A 22,010-nucleotide genomic window follows, 5' to 3' on the forward strand; every position below is an offset into this window, starting at 1 on the left:
GAGTAGTACAAGGAAACGAAGGAACGAGGAGCAGAGTTTACTAATGTAAATGAGCACCGCAGTGACTGAAGTTGACGAAGTAATACAAAGTTTATATTGATTTTTAGATAGGTCAAGCTACAAAGGGCGCAGGGTGAATGCCTTGGCACTAGGAGCCGAAGAAGGACGTGATAAGCTGCGATAAGCTTTGGGTAGACGCAAATAGTCTGTGATCCAAAGATTTCCGAATGGGGAAACCTACATGGCTACGCCATGTACTATATGCTGAATACATAGGTATATAGAGGTAAACCCGGGGAACTGAAACATCTAAGTACCCGGAGGAAGAGAAAGAAAAATCGATTTCCTAAGTAGCGGCGAGCGAAAGGGAAAGAGCCCAAACCTAAGCCTTTGGCTTGGGGGTTGAGGACAGAACATAAAAGAGGTGGCTATTGTAACTGAAGATAGCTGGAAAGCTACTCCGTAGAAGGTAATAGACCTGTAAGTGAAACGAGAAGACCTTAAGTTCTGATCCAGAGTACCACGAGACACGTGAAACCTTGTGGGAAGCAGGGAGGACCACCTCCCAAGGCTAAATACTACCTAGTGACCGATAGTGGAGAAGTACCGTGAGGGAAAGGTGAAAAGAACCCCGGGAGGGGAGTGAAATAGAACCTGAAACCCTGTGCCTACAACCGATCGAAGCACTTTATATGTGTGACGATGTGCTTTTTGTAGAACGAGCCAACGAGTTACGATATGTAGCGAGGTTAAGTACTTAAGGTACGGAGCCGAAGGGAAACCGAGTCTGAATAGGGCGCAAAGTTGCATGTCGTAGACCCGAAACCGGGTGACCTATCCATGGCCAGGTTGAAGCGAGAGTAAAATCTCGTGGAGGACCGAACCACGTTGGTGTTGAAAAACCATGGGATGAGCTGTGGATAGCGGAGAAATTCCAATCGAACTCGGAGATAGCTGGTTCTCCTCGAAATAGCTTTAGGGCTAGCGTCGATTAATTGAGTAATGGAGGTAGAGCACTGAATAGGCTAGGGGGCATATCGCTTACCGAACCTTATCAAACTCCGAATGCCATATACTTTTATTTCGGCAGTCAGACTGCGAATGATAAGATCCGTAGTCAAAAGGGAAACAGCCCAGACCATCAGCTAAGGTCCCAAAGTGTAAGTTAAGTGGTAAAGGATGTGGGATTTCTAAGACAACTAGGATGTTGGCTTAGAAGCAGCCACTCATTCAAAGAGTGCGTAATAGCTCACTAGTCAAGAGATCCTGCGCCGAAGATGTCCGGGGCTAAAACTTACCACCGAAGCTATGGGTGTACACTACGTGTACGCGGTAGAGGAGCTTTCTGCATTGGCTGAAGTCGTACCGGAAGGAGCGGTGGACGATGCAGAAGTGAGAATGTTGGCATAAGTAGCGAGAGACAGGTGAGAATCCTGTCGGTCGAAAACCTAAGGTTTCCTGAGGAAGGCTCGTCCGCTCAGGGTTAGTCGGGACCTAAGCCGAGGCCGAAAGGCGTAGGTGATGGACAACAGGTTGATATTCCTGTACCACTAGCAGACGTTATTACAAATGGGGTGACGCAGGAGGATAAGATGTGCTAGCTATTGGATGCTAGTCTAAGCGTTTAGGTATGTAGGATAGGCAAATCCACCTACATTAGCTGAGGCGTGATGGGGAAGCCCTTTAGGGTGAAGTATCTGATTCCACGCTGCCAAGAAAAGCCTCTATGGAGGAAGCTAGTGCCCGTACCGCAAACCGACACAGGTAGGTGAGGAGAGAATCCTAAGACCATCGGAAGAATTGCTGTTAAGGAACTCGGCAAATTGACCCCGTAACTTCGGGAGAAGGGGTGCCTACGCAAGTAGGCCGCAGAGAATAGGCCCAAGCAACTGTTTAGCAAAAACACAGGTCTCTGCTAAAGCGAAAGCTGATGTATAGGGGCTGACGCCTGCCCGGTGCTGGAAGGTTAAGGGGATTGCTTAGTGCAAACGAAGGCATGAACTTAAGCCCCAGTAAACGGCGGCCGTAACTATAACGGTCCTAAGGTAGCGAAATTCCTTGTCGGGTAAGTTCCGACCCGCACGAATGGCGTAATGATTTGGGCACTGTCTCAACAGCAAATCCGGCGAAATTGTAGTGCAAGTGAAGATGCTTGCTACCCGCGATTGGACGGAAAGACCCCGTAGAGCTTTACTGCAATTTAGCATTGAGTTTCGGTACTATCTGTACAGGATAGGTGGGAGACTTGGAAGCAAGGGCGTCAGCCTTTGTGGAGTCATCCTTGGGATACCACCCTGATAGTACTGGAATTCTAACCGGAGGCCTTGAATCAGGTCACGGGACATTGTTAGGTGGGCAGTTTGACTGGGGCGGTCGCCTCCAAAAAAGTAACGGAGGCGCCCAAAGGTTCCCTCAGAACGGTCGGAAATCGTTCGAAGAGTGCAAAGGCAGAAGGGAGCCTGACTGCGACACAGACAAGTGGAGCAGGGACGAAAGTCGGGCTTAGTGATCCGGTGGTTCCTCGTGGGAGGGCCATCGCTCAACGGATAAAAGCTACCTCGGGGATAACAGGCTGATCTCCCCCAAGAGTCCACATCGACGGGGAGGTTTGGCACCTCGATGTCGGCTCGTCGCATCCTGGGGCTGAAGTAGGTCCCAAGGGTTGGGCTGTTCGCCCATTAAAGCGGCACGCGAGCTGGGTTCAGAACGTCGTGAGACAGTTCGGTCCCTATCCGTCGCGGGCGTAGGAAATTTGAAGGGAGCTGTCCTTAGTACGAGAGGACCGGGATGGACAGACCTCTGGTGCACCAGTTGTCACGCCAGTGGCACAGCTGGGTAGCTATGTCTGGAAGGGATAAACGCTGAAAGCATCTAAGCGTGAAGCCCCCCCTAAGATGAGATTTCCCATAACATAAGTTAGTAAGACTCCTGGAAGAACACCAGGTTGATAGGTGAGAGGTGTAAGCATGGCAACATGTTCAGCTGACTCATACTAATAAGTCGAGGGCTTGACCTAATTAATTTCACTGTGCAATTTTCAGAGAATAATTTCTTTGAAAATTTATAAAAAAAGTTATTGACAAAGATAACTTAATAAATTATAATAACAAAGTAAGGTTAATGAATGACCTTTGAATCTGGTGATGATGGTCCTAAGGGTAACACCCCTTTCCATTCCGAACAGGCAGGTTAAGCCTTAGGACGCCGAGAGTACTGCAGGGGAGACCCTGTGGGAGGGTAGGTTGTTGCCAGGTAGTGTTAACTAAGTCTCCTTAGTTAACACTATGGATCTTTAGCTCAGTTGGTTAGAGCAACCGGCTCATAACCGGTAGGTCCGGGGTTCGAGTCCCTGAAGGTCCACCATATTTGGGGGTATAGCTCAGTTGGGAGAGCACCTGCCTTGCACGCAGGGGGTCAAGAGTTCGAATCTCTTTATCTCCACCAAAAAGCAATCCAAGAGGATTGCTTTTTTATTTTTTTAGAATAAATTAAATTTTAAAACCTATTAAGATCAATTATTAAATTTTTTACAGATATATTTCTATATGGTACTACAAATTATAAAGTTGATTAGCCACAATTTAAATTATACATTCTTATTATTTCCTATTAATTTCATCTGTATTTTTTTAGCGCACCTATTTCAATTATTAAATCCCTAAAGTCATCATCAGATAAGAATGAACGACTAACTCTATCTAGTGAATTTAAAGCTTCTGTAAAATGCTTGATAGCAGGAGTTTGTAGATTATTAATCTAATAGCATAAGCTCATTTCATTGTAAGTCTTTATAAATGTTAAAGCCTCCATGTATCCTTCACTTCTAAATTGATAATATTTCCCTTGATCAAAATGTGACACAAAGTTTAAAAAGTTAGCATCAACATTAAGTTTATCATTAGTTAGTAGTGTATTTACCATTTCATTAGCTGATCGTATATCAGTACTGAATTGGGATAAAGTCTTTAAAACACCTTGAGATATTTGATCATAAGGCATTAATATAAAAATTGACATATTTCCCTTTTTAATTAATGCTTTCAATGTTATAATATGAGTTACTTTTTATATAGTTACAAAATTATAATGGGAGATGAATTTATGTATAGTAAGAATTATATACAAATGGATGAGAGCATTTGGAGTGGAAGAGTAGACAGTACTTCCAACTATGATGCTTTTAGATGGCACCAACATGTTAAACCATTAAATTTATGGGACGAAAATATAAAGCCTGTAGAAAGCTTAAGCTTTGGCATATTAGGTTTTTGTTGTGATATAGGTATAAAATTAAATAAAGGCAGAGTTGGTGCAATAAATGGTCCAATATCCATAAGAACTCAAATGGCAAATTTCCCTTGCAACTTTTATGAATGTGTAAATATATTTGATGCAGGTGACATAGTTGCAGAAGGATTAAGTTTAAGTGAAGCACAAGAACTTTTATCTAAATCTGTAGCTAGACTTCTTAGTTTAAATATATTCCCAATTGTATTAGGCGGCGGACATGAAACTGCTTTAGGAAACTTTAGAGGGCTCTTTAATAATGTACAAACTATATGTGATAAACCAAAGATTGGCATAATAAATTTTGATGCTCACTTTGATTTACGACCTTATGATAAAGAAGGAAGCTCTGGGACTATGTTTAGGCAAATATCAGATATCTGTAAAAATAATGATATGGATTTTTCTTATTTCTGTGTTGGTGTTCAAGAACATAGTAATACAATTGAGCTTTTTAAAACTGCTAATAAATTAGGAGTTAAATATGCCCTTGCAAAAGACATAGTATCTAGTGATGGCTGGGCACTTATTAAAGCCTTAAAAGATTTTATAAAAAAACAAGACTACATATATGTAACCATTTGTTCTGATGTATTTTCAGCAGCTTTTGCTCCAGGTGTTAGTGCAATTCAAACTGTTGGATTAGACCCTGAAATGGTAATTCAAGTCTTAAAACATATATTAAAGTCAGGAAAGGTTATGAACTTTGATATATGTGAAGTAGCTCCAAGATTTGATAAAGATAATATAACTTCAAATACTGCAGCAGTAATAATATTTGCTCTAGTAAATACTATTTGTAAGCAATATAACTTAGAATATAGCTATTAAGATAAAGAGTATAGTTTTAAATTTTGCTCTTTGAATATATTTGTATATAATAGACATATAGATAAATTGCTTAATACAAGATCTTTAGATATATATTAAATGTAGAAGTGGTATTATATAAAACATGCATTTTAGGAGTTATATATGTTTATTTATAGAGTAAAACAATTTTTTAAGGCTGTAACAGCTAAAATTACAGATAAAGATATAGAATTTATTAATAGATATTTAGAACCTTTTGAAATTGAATTATTTAATAAACTTAAGGTTTATGATAAAAAGCATTGTATAAATGTAGCTAAGGATATTATAAATGAAACTAAAGAAATATCATTATTAGATAATTTAAATCATAATGAAATAAATACATTAATAAAAGCAGGTTTTCTTCATGATATAGGTAAATTATATAAAAGTTTAAATCCTATAAGAAAAGTCCATAGTAGTTGTTTTAAATTTTATTACTAAAGGTAAATTAAAAAAATTTGATAATATAAAATTTATAAATGTTTATTATAATCATGGTGAAATAGGATATAACATATTAAAAGAATATAATTATGATGATAATTTGTTAAATTTAATAAGATATCATCATACAAATAATTACCAAAATATTTCCATGGACATATTAAAAAGATGTGATGATAAAAATTAATTTTATTTACTAAGAGTAAAATTAAATTAGTATATAAATTACCTTCATAGTACATAAGAAAAATCCACTATTAAAAAGTAATATTTAATAGTGATTTTTCTTATATAATTACTTATATATTAGAGTCAAATGATTTTATTTAAAAATTTTAGAGAATAAGTAATTATAAAGAGATTTAGTGCTCTTATATATTTTATAGTATGTTGAATCATAAAAATATAACTATATGTCTAATCTAGATTTTTCTAGGATATAAAATATTCTAGTAATTTTAATTAATTATTTTCTTTAAGATTATTCAAATATATCCTATTATATTTTTTCCAAGAGTTAATGCTATAAATAATTCCATAAGATCCTATTAATATAGTAAATATTAGAGAATTTTTATTTAAAATATGTTTTGTTTTAATATATTTATAATTCCAAAAGCTAATATAAATATGGATATGATAATAGTATTTTTTAAGATGTAAAGAATTTGACCTTTCTTTCTCCAATTGTACCAATATGATATAAAATTATTTCTTATACGCATTTAATACCCTCTCATTTCTATAAAATAAATATAAAAATATTATATCACTCATTTACATTAAATGGTAATAATATTATAATAATATATATATTTCATAACAGTAATTATAGAAAAAGGCATAGTTTATAAATATCTATTTATTTTTATTATAAATAGATATTTATAATGTTAAAATATACTTATACCTTAAAAATATATTTTATATATGTAAGATGGAGGAAAAAATGAATTCACAAATTCGTAGAGAAAAAATTAAAGAAGTATTATGTAAAAGTAATGATGCTTATAAAGGCCAAAAATTAGCAGAAATTTTTGGTGTTACAAGACAAATTATAGTGAAAGATATAGCTATATTAAGAGCTAAAGGTATTAATATAATTGCTACTCCTGAAGGTTATATTGTGCCTAATAATGATACTATGAAGGTGAAAAAAGTAATTGCTACTTTACATAATAAGGAAAATATAGAAGAAGAAATGAAAGCTATCGTTAAGTATGGCGGAATAATTGAAGATGTTATTGTTGAGCATCCTTTGTATGGAGAAATAAAAGGAATGCTTATGGTAAAAAACTTATATGATGTAGAAAATTTCATAGATAATCTTCATAAGTATGAAGCAGAACCATTATTTTTATTAACCAATGGAATTCATCTTCATACAATTAGTGCAGAAAATGAAGAAGTTATGGATAATATTATAAATGAATTAAAAAATAAAGGATTTTTGGTAGATAATATATAAGCTAATATACTATTCTATATAGGATTTATCTTTGAATAATAGTATTATTAAGATGTATGTAATAATTATAGATATTTATGTGTTTTAAAAAAATAAATCTTCAATATTTATATAAAAGAAAGTATAATTAAAATTTTTAACTAATTATTTAATTTCACATATTTTAAGAAAAAATTATGAGAGGAGATATAAAACTTAATATATATTTGTTCGAAAAAGGATAAGAGGTGATAATGTGAAGAAGAGAGGAATAGTATTTTCTTTTATAATAATGATAATATTAATACTTTTGGTTTTAGCTTCTAGTATAAATATATTAGTTGATTATCAATGGTTTAAAGAATTAGGTTATTTATCTATATATTTTAAGAGAGTTGTAGCTACGTTAAAGTTAATGATACCTGTATTTATTATTATTTTTACTGCTATAACAGTATATTATATAAGTTTAAAACCTAGTATTATGAAGATGAGAAAAGTTATAGAAAGAAATAGAGATAAAGAGAAAAAGATATTTAAAGTATTTTTAATTATAAATGCTTTAGTTTCTATGTTTTTTTCCTATATTTTTGCATCAAATTATTGGTATAGAATATTAGAGTTTACAAACTCAACATCCTTTAATTTAAATGATCCTATATTTAATAAGGATATTTCTTTTTATGTATTTAAGCTGCCTTTAATACAATCATTGTATAGCAGCATAATTTCTTTGTTAGTTATTTTAGTAATAATCACTTTTATAATTTATATTTCTTTTAGTGCTAAAGATAAAATACAGGACAAAGTTGCTAATATAAGTAATAAAAGTTTTAAAAGCTTTAAAAGTGGTATAACAAATTTTGCGGGTAAGCAGTTAGCTGTACTTTCAGCATTAATTATGCTATTTATAGCTTTCGGATATATGATTAATGCATGGAATTTAGTTTATTCACCACAGGGGGCAGTTTTTGGTGCAAGTTATACAGATATGAAAGTTAGCTTGAAATTTTATAGAGCTATTTCAATAGTAGGAATAGTGGCTTCAGTAGTAGTATTCTTTAGTATAATTACATCTAAAGTAAAACCTATAATTTATTCAATTGTTTTAATGTTTATACTGATTATAGGGGAAGGGGTATCTGCAACTTTCGTTCAAAAGTTTATAGTACAATCCAATGAAAAGACTTTAGAACAACCTTTTATTGAATATAATATTGATTATACAAGGAAAGCTTTTAATATTGATGAAATTAAAGAAGAAAATTATAATGTTATTAATAATTTAACTTCAAAAGATATAAAAGATAACAAGGATATAATTGATAATATAAAGATAAATGCATATAAACCAGCGTTAGAATTTAATAATCAATTTCAATATATAAGATATTATTATGGCTTTAATGATATTGATATAGATAGATATAATATTAATGGAAAGTACAGCCAAGTATTTATTGCACCTAGGGAGTTAGACTTAAATAAATTAGATGATAACTCAAATACATGGCAAAATAGGCATTTATCTTATACTCATGGATATGGAATTGTAATGAGTAAAGTTAATTCAGTAACAAGTGAAGGACAACCTAACTTTGTTATTAGTAATGTACCTATAGAGAATAAGACCGATATAAAGCTAGATAATCCAAGAATATACTTTGGAGAAAGTACAAATGACTATAGTATAGTTAATACTGATCTTGGTGAAATTGATTATCCTATGAGCGGAGAAAATGTAACTAATAACTATGACGGAGAAGCTGGAATAAGAATGTCTATGCTAAATAGAATTTTATTCTCATTTAAATATCAAAATCCTAAGTTTATTTTATCTCAAGATATAAATAGAGATAGTCAAATACTTATACACAGAAATATAAGAGAAAGAGTAAATAAAATAGCACCATTTTTACAATATGATAGAGATCCTTATATAGTTGTAGATAATGGTCAATTATATTGGATTATGGATGCGTATACAGTGACAGATAAGTTTCCTTTTTCTCAACCTTTAGACAATAACGTAAACTATATGAGAAACTCTATTAAAGTTATAATAGACGCGTTTAATGGTACTACAAACTTTTACGTTGTAGATAAAAATGATCCTATAGCCGTTACTTACTCTAAAATATTTCCACAACTATTTAAAGATGTTGAAGAGGTACCTAAATCTTTAAGAGATCATTTTAAATACCCTGAAGATTTATTTAATATTCAGTGTCAAGTTTTAGGTAAATATCATGTAAAAGATCCTGGAGTATTTTATAATGGAGATGATGTATGGAGCATAGCAAGTGATAAAGAAAAAGTAGATGAAAATGAAAAAGAAAAATTAAATGAAGCTTCCTATGTTATTATGAGATTACCTAATGAAACAAAAGATGAAATGGTAGTATTAGAATATTTTAATACTAAAGGTAGAGATAATATGGTAGCGATGTATGGAGTAAGAATGGATGGAGAAAATTATGGACAAATGTTCCTATATAAATTTCCTACAGGTGGTACTGTATATAGTCCTATGTTATTTAAGCAAAAATTACATCAAGATCCGGAAATATCTAAAGAATTATCACTTTGGGATACGAAAGGCTCAGAAGTTCAATTTGGAGAAGTTTTAATTATTCCAATAAAAAAATCTTTACTATATGTTGAGCCTCTTTATTTAAGAGCTGCAGGAGAAAAAAGTATTCCAGAAATGAAAAATGTAATTGTAGGATATGGGGATCAAATAGTTTTAGCTAATAACATTGAAAGCGCATTAGCTAAATTGTTTAGTTATGAGGATAAAGCCGGAGATGAAAATAAAGTAAATACAACCACAGATAAGGTTGATATTAAAAGGATTAAAGAATTGTATGATAAAGCAATAGAAGCTCAAAAAAATGGAGACTGGGCTAAATATGGTGAATATATAAATTCACTTGGTAAAGAAATAGAGAAAGTTTCTAAATAGTACAAGTTAATTTATGGAGGAATTATGGACTACGATGTGCTTGTATTAGGTGGCGGCATGATAGGTTGTGCAGTTGCCTATGAATTATCAAAATATAATTTAAATATAGCTGTAATAGAAAAAGACTATGATATTGGTTCAGATGCAGCACTAATAAATACAGCAACAATTTATGATGGGCTTGAGTGTGAAGATACACTTAGCTCTTCATTAATTCGAAAAGGCAATAAAATGATTGACAGTTATGTAAGTAAATTTAATGTCCCTTTTAAAAAATGTGGTTCATTATATGTAGCTAAAAATAAGGAGCAAGAAATACAAATTGAAAGGATGTATAAAATAGCTTTAGAGAAGAAAATAAAAGAGATTAAATTACTTTGTGATGAAGAAATTTACAAAGTAGAGCCTAATTTACAAAGAGGATTTAAAAAAGCACTATATATTCCTAATACAGGTGTAGTATGCTCTTATGACTTAGCATTAGCTTATGGAGAAATTGCCTTTGATAATGGGGTAAAATTTAAATTAGAAGAAGAAGTTTTAAATATTGAAAATACATCAAAGGGATTTAAAGTTGAAACAAATAGAAATAAATTTACTTGTAAAATAGTTATAAATACAACTTCTCAAAAGGATTTAGGAAGGGATTATAATAAAAATAAAATAAAAGACCCTTATAAAAACAATTTAAAATATTTTATAGTAGATAAAAGCTATAATAATTTATACTCAAACATAATTTTTGATATAGACAATAAAGAAAGACGGTATATACGTCCAACAATGAATGGAGAAATAATTGGAGCATTAAGCACAGATGAAAATGTAAACTATGATATAGTTATAGATAAATTGTCTCATTTAACCGGGAAGGTTGATGCAAAGAGTATCAAAATGGTTCTCGACTGGAGCTTATATGATGAGCCTGTAGTTATTGATGATAATTTAAATGATAATGGGTATATTAATGTAAGTGTTAAGCATTTTGGAAAAGTTACCATGACACCAGCTATTGCTGATATGGTATGTAAAATGGTAGTTAATGATTTAAATTGTATATTAAAAAAAGATTTTATAGATAGAAGAAGAGAATGCTACAAATTTAGAGATTTAAGTAATGAAGATAGAAAAAGAATAATAAAACTAGATAAGAAATATGGTAAAATAGTTTGTAGATGTGAAAATATAACAGAAGGTGAAATTGTAGATGCAATAAGGAGACCTTTAGGTGCTCGTACATTAGAAGGGGTAAAAAGAAGAACTGGTGCGGGTTTTGGAAATTGTAGAGGTTCTTATTGCAATCAAGTTATAATTTCTATATTAGCTAGAGAAACAGATAAACATATAACAGAAATAGTTAAAAACTCAAAAAACTCTAAAGTAGTGTTAAGTAGAATTAAAGAATTTGATACAATGTAAGGAATGATAAATATGTGCAATGAAGAAATATTAACTACTGTTGTTAGAGTTAAAGGCTCTAATAAGCATGATATAGCTCCTGTTAAAAGTACTAGGCCTATAAATAAAGCATTATGGCTTGAATGTTCAAAGGCTTTAAGTAGAATTCATATTGGACCTCCTATAAAAATAGGAGATGTGGTATGCAAAAATATATTAAATACCGGTGTAGATATTGTATGCACTAAAAATATATATAAGAATAATTAATTTTATATTGACAAAACATATATTAACATATAGAATTATCTTCAAAATAAATATTTAGATTAAACCGTTGAAGAGTCTAGTAGCAATTTATTAACATTAAAGAGAGTTAGTGCATGGTGTAAGCTGATATGTTAAATTTTGTGAATCCAACTTGAAGGGACTGTGATGAGCAGTACGGTAATTACCGTTATTATAATTAAGAGGAATAGTATTTTTTAAAATATTATTCAATTTAGGGTGGCAACGCGGAGTCTTTCGTCCCTTTTGGGATTGAAGGCTCTTTTTTGTTTGAAAAAATTTATAAATAATAAAATATAAAAATAAACTTGTAGGAGGAATTTATTATGTTAGATTTAAAAAGAATTCGTAACAATGTTGAAGAAATAAAAAAAGCACTTAATGATAGAGGAGAAAATTTTGATATAAGTGTTATTGATGAGGTTGTAGATTTAGATAAAAGAAGAAGAGATATATTAGTTGAAGTTGAAGAATTAAAAAATAAAAGAAATACTCAATCATCTCAAATTCCGAAACTTAAAAAGGAAGGGCTACCTGTTGACGATATAATGGCGCAAATGAAAGAGCTTGCTGATAAAATTAAAAACTTTGATGTAGAACTTTCAGAAATAGATGAAAGAATAAAATATATAATGCTTAGAATACCTAATATACCAAATCCTGAAGTTCCTAATGGAGATACTGATGAAGATAATGTGGAAGTAAGAAAATTTGGTGAACCAAGAAAATTTGAATTTGAGCCAAAAGAGCATTGGACTTTAGGAACAGAAAAAGGAATATTAGATTTTGAAGCAGGTGGAAAAGTTACTGGCTCAAGATTTACAGTATATAAAGGATTAGGTGCTAGATTAGAAAGAGCTATAATAAACTTCTTTTTAAATAAGCATATAGATGAAAATGGATATACAGAAATACTGCCGCCATTTATAGTTAATAGAAATAGTATGACAGGAACAGGACAGCTTCCAAAGTTTGAAGAAGATGCTTTTAAAGTTGCTGATACAGATTACTTTTTAATACCAACAGCAGAAGTACCTGTTACAAATCTTTTTAGAGATGAAATAATAGAAGGAGATAAACTTCCAATAAAATATGCTGCTTATAGTGCTTGTTTTAGATCTGAAGCAGGATCAGCAGGAAGAGATACAAGAGGACTTGTAAGACAACACCAATTTAATAAAGTAGAGCTTGTTAAATTTGTTAAACCGGAAGATTCTTATAAGGAACTTGAAAGTCTTGTAAACGATGCAGAAAGCGTTTTAAAAGCATTAGGACTTCCTTATAGAGTAGTTAAGATATGTAAAGGTGATTTAGGATTTACTGCTGCTTTTAAGTATGATTTAGAAGTTTGGATGCCAAGTTATAATAGATATGTTGAAATTTCAAGCTGTAGTAATTTTGAAGACTTCCAAGCAAGACGTGCAAATATTAAATATAAAGACGATGCTAAAAGTAAACCTAATTTTGTACATACATTAAATGGATCAGGTGTTGCTATAGGAAGAACAGTAGCTGCTATACTTGAAAACTATCAAAATGCCGATGGAACAATTACAATTCCAGAAGTTTTAAGACCATATATGGCTGGAAGAGAAGTTATGTAGTGCAATTTAAAATTAAAAATAAAGAATTAAGATACTTTTATTTTAATTCTTTATTTTGTTTTTTAAAAATTTCTATTATAAATTGCAAGAAAAAAGAGATTTAAAGCAAGAAGAATATGAAAGAAATTATTAGGAGATAATTTTCTAAGCTAGAAGATAAATTAAACATAGTTGAAGATGTAGAAGAAATAAAAAAACATGTATTTGAAAAAATAAAATTAAAATTATTCTTATAATCTTAAGATGCTATGTTATCTATGCGATATTTCTAAATAAGTTGATACCTAACTTTTATTTTTTTCTTTTGTAGTATATAGATTTAAAATAATGAAATATATAATACAACTAACTACAAAGAATCCTATAATTATATAGCTTTTTATATTATCATGTATAGCACTAGAATTAAGTGTTACAATAACTAGTACAATATACATTATAGAGCTTACACAAAGAAATGTACCTTGATACTTTGATAATCTTACTTCATCTTTAATAACTCTATTTTTTAATTTAATTAAATATTTTTTAGTTCTATACATTTTATACCCTTTTAAAAAGATAAAAAAGCCAACTAAAAAGCAATATAAATATACAAATAATATATATGCTGAATTTTCCATATATCCTCCTTAAAACATATTTTACCAATAGCATCTAATATTATTATAAAGTTTTTAGTTAATAATAACTACATCTTATATACTATTAATTTTAAGTTAATATATTTACAGTAAATTTTATTTATATAGCTTTAGCCTATCCGTAAAGGTATACCTTTACGGATAGGCTAAAATAAGCTAAAAATGTATTCGTAAACCTTTAAAAGTAGTAGGGGATATATTCGTAAAGCAACAATAACCTTTGCGAATAAATATGTTATATTTATATAGATTTTATAATATATTTATTATTTAAATTTAAATGTCTGAAGTAAATTATAGAGTTGTCTTTATAAATAAAACCAATATTTTAAAGAAATGTTAAGTCTTCATAGCCTACTTCATATGAAAACCTTATCATTGTGATGGAACAGTTCATATATTTAATCTTACATAATGCTTACCAATCTTACTCTTTTGTAATAAACATAAAAAAGTATTGAAGTTTATCATACTATACTGGTAATATTGCATTAGAGGTGATAATTATGGAAAAGCCACAGAAGAAAAAAAATAAAGTGCTTTTAATAGCAATCACTATTTTAATATGTATTTCGTCAATAATAACAGTAAATTTTTTTGGTAAAGGAAATCATGTAAAAAAAGTTCAAGCTATAGTTACAAATACACATAAGCCTTTAAAAGAAAAGAGCGATAATAAAGAAGTTAGTAAGTCTAAAAGTATAGATGAGAATAGTCAAATAGAATTTATAGAAACATTTAAAGAATTTGATTTAAATTTAAAGAAACATGATACAAGCAATCAGAAAATTGATAAATTGATAGAAGAAGTAGAAAAATATGTTGAAGACATTAAACAAATTGACATAATAAAAGAAGTAAAAATAACTCTTAATAAAATTAGTATAAATATTAGGGAATTTTTTCAATTTATAGATGAATTTTTTTAATCAATAACCTTATATAAGTTTAAATTTCTACTATATTTTTATAATTAAGCTAAGATATATTAAATTATACAATTTTAATACGAAAATTTTCTAATAACTATTGACATATGTGATAGAAATAAATATAATGGTAAATGTGAGTTTGACACGGAGAGATGGTCGAGTTGGTTTAAGGCACCGGTCTTGAAAACCGGCGTACGTGTGAACGTACCGTGGGTTCGAATCCCACTCTCTCCGCCATAACATGTGGAGAAATACTCAAGAGGCCGAAGAGGCGCCCCTGCTAAGGGCGTAGGTCGGGTAACCGGCGCGAGGGTTCAAATCCCTCTTTCTCCGCCACAAAATGCTCATTATTTTGAGCATTTTTGATTTATTAAATACCTGTTTATCATCACCATGGTGATGTTTAAATAAAATATTGACATAGATTCTAAATTATAATATAATTGTCTATGTAAATGACACGGAGAGATGGTCGAGTTGGTTTAAGGCACCGGTCTTGAAAACCGGCGTACGTGTGAGCGTACCGTGGGTTCGAATCCCACTCTCTCCGCCATTTTTTTTATCTAAAATTAATTAAAAACTATAATTATGGAGAAATACTCAAGAGGCCGAAGAGGCGCCCCTGCTAAGGGCGTAGGTCGGGTAACTGGCGCGAGGGTTCAAATCCCTCTTTCTCCGCCAAAATCAAGAACCTTTTATATTGTTTTATAAAAGGTTCTTGATTTTCTTTTTTTATATTTTTATTGTATAATTAATAATCATACAATAAAAATATTCTTAGGAGGAAATGTAATGAAATATTTTTTAGATAGTGCAAAAATACATGAAATAAGATATGCGTATGAAAATTGGGGCATAGATGGTGTTACGACAAATCCAAGACACATACAAGCTAGCGGAAAACCATTTAATGTTGTTATAGAGGAATTAGCAAATGAATTCAAAGGAAAAGACTTTCCAATATCCGTTGAAATAAACCCACATCTTGATAAAGCTGAGGATATGATAGCAGAAGGAGAGAAGTTAGCATCATTCTCTGAAAATTTTATTGTAAAAATACCATGTACAGAACAAGGACTTGTTGCTGCTTATAAATTAAATCAAAAGGGAATAAAAACTAATGTTACTTTAGTATTCTCTCCATCTCAAGCAATACAAGCAGGTAGAATAGGTGCATATTTTGTATCACCTTTTGTTGGTTGGAAAGAAACTCATGGAGAAAATTGTGAGCAATATATAAAAGATATAGTTGATATATATAAAAACTTTGATATAAAAACAGAGGTTATAGTAGCTGCACTTAGAAATGGAAAACAAATAGTAGATGCTGCAAAAGCAGGTGCTCATATTGTAACTTGCGGCTTTGATGTATACAAAGATAGCTTTAGTCATCCATTTGTAAACTATGGATTAGATAAATTTACAAATGCATGGGATAATACAATAAAATAATAATATAATATATAATAGTAGATATCTCTATTAAATTTATAGTAGAGATATTTATTATTGACTTTTTACTATTAAATTGTTATAATAATTATGTTTTAAACAATATATGCGTCGGTAGCTCAGTTGGATAGAGTAGCTGGCTACGAACCAGTTGGCCGGGAGTTCGAATCTTCTCCGACGCACCAAAGCTCAAGTCTTAATGGACTTGAGTTTTTTATTTTATATTGAATTATACTACTATGTAATTAAGTTTATATTATATTAAATAAAAAATTATTATGATGGTTACTTTAAAAGTTATTTTATATAATACTTATATTTTAGATCACATATATGAATACATCCTTAATAAGACTATTTAGTTTATTTCTTTCTCGTAATAATATATAGAATTACAAATATATAAAATATAATACAATTTATAATTAATTATTTCCTGGGAAAAATATACATTTAATTAGTAGAAATCATTAATTGATAAAATAAATTCTATATTAATAAAGATAAACTGTTATTCATCGATAAATATCAGTAAATAGCAATTTTTTGTTAAAACCTTCAAAATTGTAAGTTTTATGATAAAATTATGCTATAATAAATCTAATATTATGAAATTTTAGGCAATAAGGGGTTGTTTACATGGGGGGTAAAAAAGGGGCCAAATCTTTAAAGCTTAAAGAAAAGCTCAGTAAGATTAAACTAAGGAGAAAAAATAAAGGAATAAAGGGTGTAAAATTTGAAAGAAAGAGGATAAATTTTAAAAACTTTAAATTCTCATCAATTAAAAATATGACTATGTCATCTATAGGAATGAAAATATCAGTAATCATTAGTGGTATAGTAATTGTTGCAATGATAGTTACAGGAAGCTTTATTCATAATAAAGCTAGCAATATTATTTCTAATTTAAGCAAACAAGAAATGTCATCAATAGTGGATAAGTCAATAGATACGATAAGTATAATGATTGAAAAGTATAGCATGGAGGTTGCATCACTTGCTAGTGCCAAAGATAACTGTGATATTTTAGTAGATAAAAATTCTTCAGATCCTAAGGTTCAATTAGAAGCTACTAAATTATCAGAGAAGATGAATAAGTATTTTAAAGATTATATAGGAAATAATTTGGCAATGGAAAGAATATCTTTAATAGACTTATCAGGAAAAATAATAGCAGATAGTGAGAGTGAGTTTGTTGGAAGTAGCGTAGAAGAAATTTCTTTTCATGAAAGCAGCTCAGGTGGTGCTAAAGTAATAAGTAATACTATGAAGTCTGAAAAGAGTGATAGGTCAATTATAGTATTTACTTATCCTGTTCAAGATTATGACAATCACGGCCAATGTGTAGGATACATAGCTTCATATGTATATACAGATAGCTTTGCTAAGTATTTGAAAAATATAAATGTTAATACCACTACTTCAAGTTTTAGTTTTTTATTAGATGAAACAGGAAATTATATACATCATAAAAACCCTGAACTTTTAGGTAGTGAAGTTCAAATAGATGAAATTAAAGAAATTGTTGATAAAGCTAAAAAAGGAATGAAAGTTGATATAGGAGCTTTAGAATATGTAGATTATGATGATGAAATGATATCTGCTTATGGAATAATACCTAGAACTAATTGGACTTTAGTAGTATCAGCTTATGCAGAAGAGATTATGACACCTGTAAATGCTATGACTAATACTATAATTTTAATAGCTTTAATAGTAATAATAACATGCTTAGTGTTTGCATTTATAATAGCAAGATTCTTAATAAAACCTATAATAAGAGCTAAAGAGTTAGTAATAAAGACTTCTAAATTAGATCTAACAGAAGATAATATTAATCATAGTAAATTTAGTAAAGACGAGATAGGACAGATATCTAAATCCGTTGTTCAAATGAGAAGTGCATTAAGAGATGTAGTTAAGAGTCTTATAAATGTAGAAGAAATGGTAAATAAAAATGCAGAAATAGTAGAAAAGTCTACAGCTATATTAAGAGAAAAAGCAGAAGAAACATCCATGGAAACTTCAGTGGTATCTGCAGGTATACAGGAAACAGCAGCTACATCTGAAGAAATGTCTGCATCCTCAGAGAATATGAAATTAGGTATAAATAATATTGCTTCAGAATCTTTAAATGGCTCACAATTAACTAAGGATATAGTAACAAGAGCAATAGAAATTGAAAAGATATCTAAACAATCTAAGGAAGAAACTCAAACTTTATATAATGATGTAAAAGAAGAATTAGAAATTGCAATAGAAGCATCTAAAGGAGTTAATCAAATTCATAGTCTTGCAAACGCTATACTTAAGATTACAGAACAAACTAATTTATTAGCATTAAATGCAGCAATAGAAGCAGCTAGAGCAGGAGAAGCAGGAAGAGGATTTGCTGTAGTTGCAGATGAAGTAAGAAAGCTTGCAGTAGAATCAGGTAAAACAGCATCTAATATACAAAATGTCGTAAAAACAGTATATAGCTCTGTTGAAAATCTTTCAAACAGTTCAGAAAAAATGATAGAGTTTATGGAGAAGCGAATAAACAGAGATTATGAAAGAATGATTGATACAGGTAAACAATACTCAAAAGATGCTGATGTATTTAATAATTTTATGCTTGAATTTAGCGATGAGGCTCAAAGATTAAATTCACATGTAGAAGGTATAGTAAAAGCTATAGAAGATGTATCTACTACTTTAAGTGAAGGTTCCTCAGGAGTATTTAATATTTCAGCTAAAACAGAAGATATAGTAGATAAAATTGAAGAAATAAATAATGCATCTATTGAAAATAAGAATAGTGCTATTAAACTTACTGAAATAACATCAAAGTTTAAGCTATAAAAATGAGTTAGAATAAGGTAATTTAAAATAACTAGTCAATATGCTATTCTATTTTGAGTCATACTACGAAGCCAGAAACTTATAATAATCCAACTATTATAGGAACCTGCTAATTGCATGACACAAAATATACTTAGCGTCTTTGACTAGTTATTTTCTTTCATATATCTGAGCTTAGAGATTAAATTCTAGCTCCTATTTTTTCCCCCATTTTTACTATTACCTCAATATCTTTTTTACTATGATATATAATATCCTCATCAAGTTTTAATTTATCCTTCTCTACTAATATTATTACAGTAGATCCTCCGAATTTAAAAAAGCCTTTTTCATCACCCTTAGAAACTCTAGAATTTTCTTTATAGGTTTGAATTATGCCACCTACACAAGTAGCACCAACTTCTAGATATAATAAATCTCCAAAGTTTTCACTATGTAGTATACTATATTCACGTTTATTTGATGTAAATACCTTATTAACTTTTTCAAGAGCTATAGGACTTACAGAATAATAATTACCCTTAATTTTGGTGGTAGATGAACAAACTCCATCATCTATAAAGTGAAATCTATGATAATCAGTAGGGCATAATCTGAAAATTAAACATATTCCACCTTTATATTTATCAGCAAGTTCCTTAGAACCTAGAAGTTCTTTTAAAGAATAATCAAAGCCTTTAACTTTAAAGCTATGATTTTCATCTATATTATCTATAGATAATAATCTGCTATCAGAAGGAGATATAAATATGTTCTTATCTTTATTAATCTCTCTAGCTGTAGGTTTTAATTTTCTATAAAAGAAATCATTAAATGAAATATACTCATCAATAGATTTCTCATATTCATCCATGTTCATATTAAAGTCTTTTACAAAGCTTTTAATTTTTTTTGAACTTAATTTTGTATCACAGTAGTGACCATAAAATTTTGAAAAGAGTTTACGCTTAACTAATAATTCTAAAAAGCCTTTACCTATAGGAGATTCATAACTCCATTTAAGCATGTTTTCTCCTGCTACTTTTTCTATCTCATAAGATCTACTTCTTCTATTATAATACTTTATCATAGCATCAACCTCTAAATTTAATATATATTTAAAAAATAACTAGTAAATATACTTATGATTTTGACCAGTTATTTTATTATACACATCTTATATAAACATATTATATGTAAATCAATAGTTTTACAACAAAAAACCACTAGTAATAGTTACTAGTGGTTTTTCATCTATAGTAAAGTATAAATTTGTTATATCTAAATATAATTATTTTAAATATACACTAAATCTATAAAAGATTAACTTTTAAAATTATTAGTTTTATCTATATCGATACCTCTAAACTGTTCATACTCATTCATAGTTTTAACAACTAATCCACTAAGAGCTAACACTGCTATTAAGTTAGGCATAACCATTAAGGCATTAAAGACATCGGCAAGCTCCCAAACTAAATCAACTTTTAAAAGGGAACCGACAAATACGAAAATCATAACTAAAAGTCTATAAGGTGTTAATCCTTTATTACCAAACAAATATTTAATGTTTGATTCTCCAAAGAAGTACCAGCCTATAATTGTTGAAAAAGCAAAGAATAATAGACATATAGCTATAAATCCTTGGCCATATGAACCTAGTGATAGCTCAAAAGCCTTCTGAGTTAATGCAATAGCTGTTTCACCAGATTCTAATGCACCACTAGTTAATATAACTAATGCAGTTAAAGTTAAGATTACAAAAGTATCAATAAAAACACTTATGATAGCTACAGAACCCTGTTCTCCTGGATGTTTAACATTTGCAACAGCATGAGCATGAGGAGTTGATCCCATACCAGCTTCATTAGAAAATAATCCTCTGGCAACACCATATCTTATTGATTGCCTAATTGTTATTCCTATAACCCCACCAGCAACTGCTTGAGGATTAAATGCACCTACAACTATTGATCTTAAAGCAGGTATAATTTGACCTGCATTTAATATTATAATTATTAAAGAGGCTAAAATATATAAGCCAGCCATTAGAGGAACAATCTTTTCTGTAACAGAAGCTATACGTCCCATTCCTCCAAAGAATACAAATCCTCCAAGTAATGCAACAATTATGCCAGTAATAAATGTTGGAAGTCCAAAGGCATTATTAAATGCTTGAGAAATAGAATTGGATTGCACTATATTCCCCATAAATCCTAAAGCTAATATACAGGAGATTGCAAAGAATCCAGCTAAAAATTTAGCTATTTTTTTATTTTTCAATCCATTTTTAATATAATAAGCAGGACCTCCTGTAACCTCACCATCAACTCTTGTTTTAAAGAGTTGTGATAATATTGCTTCTGCATATATTGTAGCCATGCCTAAAAATGCACTTAGCCACATCCAAAATATTGCGCCAGGACCACCAGAGGCTATTGCAGTAGCAGCTCCAGCTAAGTTCCCTGTTCCTACCTGTGCTGCAATTGCTGTAGATACTGCTTGGAAAGAACTCATACCGTCTTTGCCAGCTTTTTTCCCTTTTAAGCTCAATCCCCCAAAAATTCTTCTAAAACCTTCTCCAAATTTTCTTACTTGGACAAATTTTAATTTAAAACTAAGAAAAATTCCTGTTCCACATAGTAAAATTAATAAGATGTAGTCCCATAAAATTTCCTTTATTAGTTTTACTATGTCAAGTAAAAAGTCCATGATAAATCCCCCTTTTTAAATAAATTAGTACACTATTAATTATAAATTAATAACAGAATAATTTAAATTGTCAAAATATTAAAAAGTTACTCAAAGTAACTGATTTTTACAACTTAATTCTTATTTTATAATATAATTAAATTACATTTAATTATA

14 protein-coding genes, 7 tRNA genes, 2 rRNA genes and 1 other annotated feature are annotated in these 22,010 nt (G+C 30.2%); of the genes, 19 read left to right on the forward strand and 4 right to left on the reverse strand.

The genetic code is table 11. The annotated features are described in order from the left end of the window. Nucleotides 1-110: 110 nt before the first annotated feature. The 4 genes from ACY1IQ_RS08685 to ACY1IQ_RS08700 all read left to right on the forward strand — a co-directional run bounded on the left by ACY1IQ_RS08685 (nt 111) and on the right by ACY1IQ_RS08700 (nt 3,444). A 23S ribosomal RNA gene (locus tag ACY1IQ_RS08685) occupies nt 111-3,016 on the forward strand. A gap of 120 nt (nt 3,017-3,136) precedes the next feature. Then, a 5S ribosomal RNA gene (gene rrf / locus ACY1IQ_RS08690) occupies nt 3,137-3,254 on the forward strand. Between the two features lie 32 nt (nt 3,255-3,286). After that, a tRNA-Ile gene (locus ACY1IQ_RS08695) sits at nt 3,287-3,363 on the forward strand. A gap of 5 nt (nt 3,364-3,368) precedes the next feature. Beyond that, nucleotides 3,369-3,444 (forward strand) — tRNA-Ala (locus ACY1IQ_RS08700). Between the two features lie 312 nt (nt 3,445-3,756). On the opposite strand, the gene ACY1IQ_RS08705 is transcribed toward ACY1IQ_RS08700, so the two are convergent. Then, entirely contained in the window at nt 3,757-4,044 is a 288-nt protein-coding gene (locus ACY1IQ_RS08705; protein ID WP_461613573.1) for a hypothetical protein, read from the reverse strand. Nucleotides 4,045-4,101: 57 nt separating this feature from the next. On the opposite strand from ACY1IQ_RS08705, the gene hutG reads away from it, so the two are divergent. From hutG to serS, 7 genes are all read left to right on the forward strand, one after another. Continuing rightward, nucleotides 4,102-5,118 carry a formimidoylglutamase gene (hutG, locus tag ACY1IQ_RS08710; protein WP_461613574.1) on the forward strand — a complete coding sequence of 339 codons (1,017 nt, stop codon included), beginning with the start codon at nt 4,102-4,104 and terminating at the stop codon, nt 5,116-5,118. A 144-nt stretch (nt 5,119-5,262) separates the two neighbouring features. Further along, a complete protein-coding gene (locus tag ACY1IQ_RS08715; RefSeq protein ID WP_461613575.1) occupies nt 5,263-5,586 on the forward strand; it encodes a hypothetical protein in 324 nt (107 codons plus the stop codon). Nucleotides 5,587-6,538: 952 nt separating this feature from the next. Then, on the forward strand, nt 6,539-7,057 hold the full coding sequence (locus ACY1IQ_RS08720) for a 3H domain-containing protein (protein ID WP_461613576.1): 519 nt from the start codon (nt 6,539-6,541) through the stop codon (nt 7,055-7,057). 235 nt (nt 7,058-7,292) lie between these two features. Next, entirely contained in the window at nt 7,293-10,001 is a 2,709-nt protein-coding gene (locus ACY1IQ_RS08725) for a UPF0182 family protein (protein WP_461613577.1), read from the forward strand. 24 nt (nt 10,002-10,025) lie between these two features. Further along, a complete protein-coding gene (locus tag ACY1IQ_RS08730; RefSeq protein ID WP_461613578.1) occupies nt 10,026-11,420 on the forward strand; it encodes an FAD-dependent oxidoreductase in 1,395 nt (464 codons plus the stop codon). 12 nt (nt 11,421-11,432) lie between these two features. Beyond that, nucleotides 11,433-11,669: a DUF1667 domain-containing protein gene (locus ACY1IQ_RS08735; RefSeq protein WP_461613579.1), complete on the forward strand. Its 237-nt coding sequence runs from the start codon at nt 11,433-11,435 to the stop codon at nt 11,667-11,669. Nucleotides 11,670-11,727: 58 nt separating this feature from the next. Next, nucleotides 11,728-11,935: a binding site (T-box leader), on the forward strand. Nucleotides 11,936-12,013: 78 nt separating this feature from the next. Then, nucleotides 12,014-13,291, forward strand: a complete 1,278-nt coding sequence (gene serS / locus ACY1IQ_RS08740; protein WP_461613580.1) for a serine--tRNA ligase — start codon at nt 12,014-12,016, stop codon at nt 13,289-13,291. A gap of 284 nt (nt 13,292-13,575) precedes the next feature. Here serS and ACY1IQ_RS08745 read toward each other — a convergent pair whose 3' ends face one another. Then, nucleotides 13,576-13,914: a hypothetical protein gene (locus ACY1IQ_RS08745; protein ID WP_461613581.1), complete on the reverse strand. Its 339-nt coding sequence runs from the start codon at nt 13,912-13,914 to the stop codon at nt 13,576-13,578. Between the two features lie 527 nt (nt 13,915-14,441). On the opposite strand from ACY1IQ_RS08745, the gene ACY1IQ_RS08750 reads away from it, so the two are divergent. From ACY1IQ_RS08750 to ACY1IQ_RS08785, 8 genes are all read left to right on the forward strand, one after another. Next, on the forward strand, nt 14,442-14,864 hold the full coding sequence (locus ACY1IQ_RS08750) for a hypothetical protein (RefSeq protein ID WP_461613582.1): 423 nt from the start codon (nt 14,442-14,444) through the stop codon (nt 14,862-14,864). Between the two features lie 149 nt (nt 14,865-15,013). Next, nucleotides 15,014-15,104: transfer RNA gene (locus tag ACY1IQ_RS08755), tRNA-Ser, on the forward strand. Between the two features lie 8 nt (nt 15,105-15,112). After that, a tRNA-Ser gene (locus ACY1IQ_RS08760) sits at nt 15,113-15,203 on the forward strand. Between the two features lie 126 nt (nt 15,204-15,329). Next, nucleotides 15,330-15,420, forward strand: a tRNA-Ser gene (locus ACY1IQ_RS08765). 37 nt (nt 15,421-15,457) lie between these two features. Continuing rightward, nucleotides 15,458-15,548 (forward strand) — tRNA-Ser (locus ACY1IQ_RS08770). Between the two features lie 111 nt (nt 15,549-15,659). Then, complete coding sequence (locus tag ACY1IQ_RS08775; RefSeq protein ID WP_461613583.1) at nt 15,660-16,319, forward strand: transaldolase family protein; 660 nt, start codon at nt 15,660-15,662, stop codon at nt 16,317-16,319. Nucleotides 16,320-16,427: 108 nt separating this feature from the next. Then, nucleotides 16,428-16,504 (forward strand) — tRNA-Arg (locus ACY1IQ_RS08780). A 454-nt stretch (nt 16,505-16,958) separates the two neighbouring features. Further along, a complete protein-coding gene (locus tag ACY1IQ_RS08785; RefSeq protein WP_461613584.1) occupies nt 16,959-19,163 on the forward strand; it encodes a methyl-accepting chemotaxis protein in 2,205 nt (734 codons plus the stop codon). Between the two features lie 181 nt (nt 19,164-19,344). Here ACY1IQ_RS08785 and ACY1IQ_RS08790 read toward each other — a convergent pair whose 3' ends face one another. Both ACY1IQ_RS08790 and ACY1IQ_RS08795 read right to left on the reverse strand, forming a co-directional pair. Beyond that, nucleotides 19,345-20,232, reverse strand: a complete 888-nt coding sequence (locus tag ACY1IQ_RS08790) for a phosphatidylserine decarboxylase (RefSeq protein WP_461613585.1) — start codon at nt 20,230-20,232, stop codon at nt 19,345-19,347. A gap of 233 nt (nt 20,233-20,465) precedes the next feature. Further along, nucleotides 20,466-21,854, reverse strand: a complete 1,389-nt coding sequence (locus tag ACY1IQ_RS08795; RefSeq protein ID WP_461613586.1) for an alanine/glycine:cation symporter family protein — start codon at nt 21,852-21,854, stop codon at nt 20,466-20,468. Nucleotides 21,855-22,010 lie beyond the last annotated feature (156 nt).

It is taken from the genome of Clostridium sp. Marseille-QA1073 (assembly GCF_054863625.1).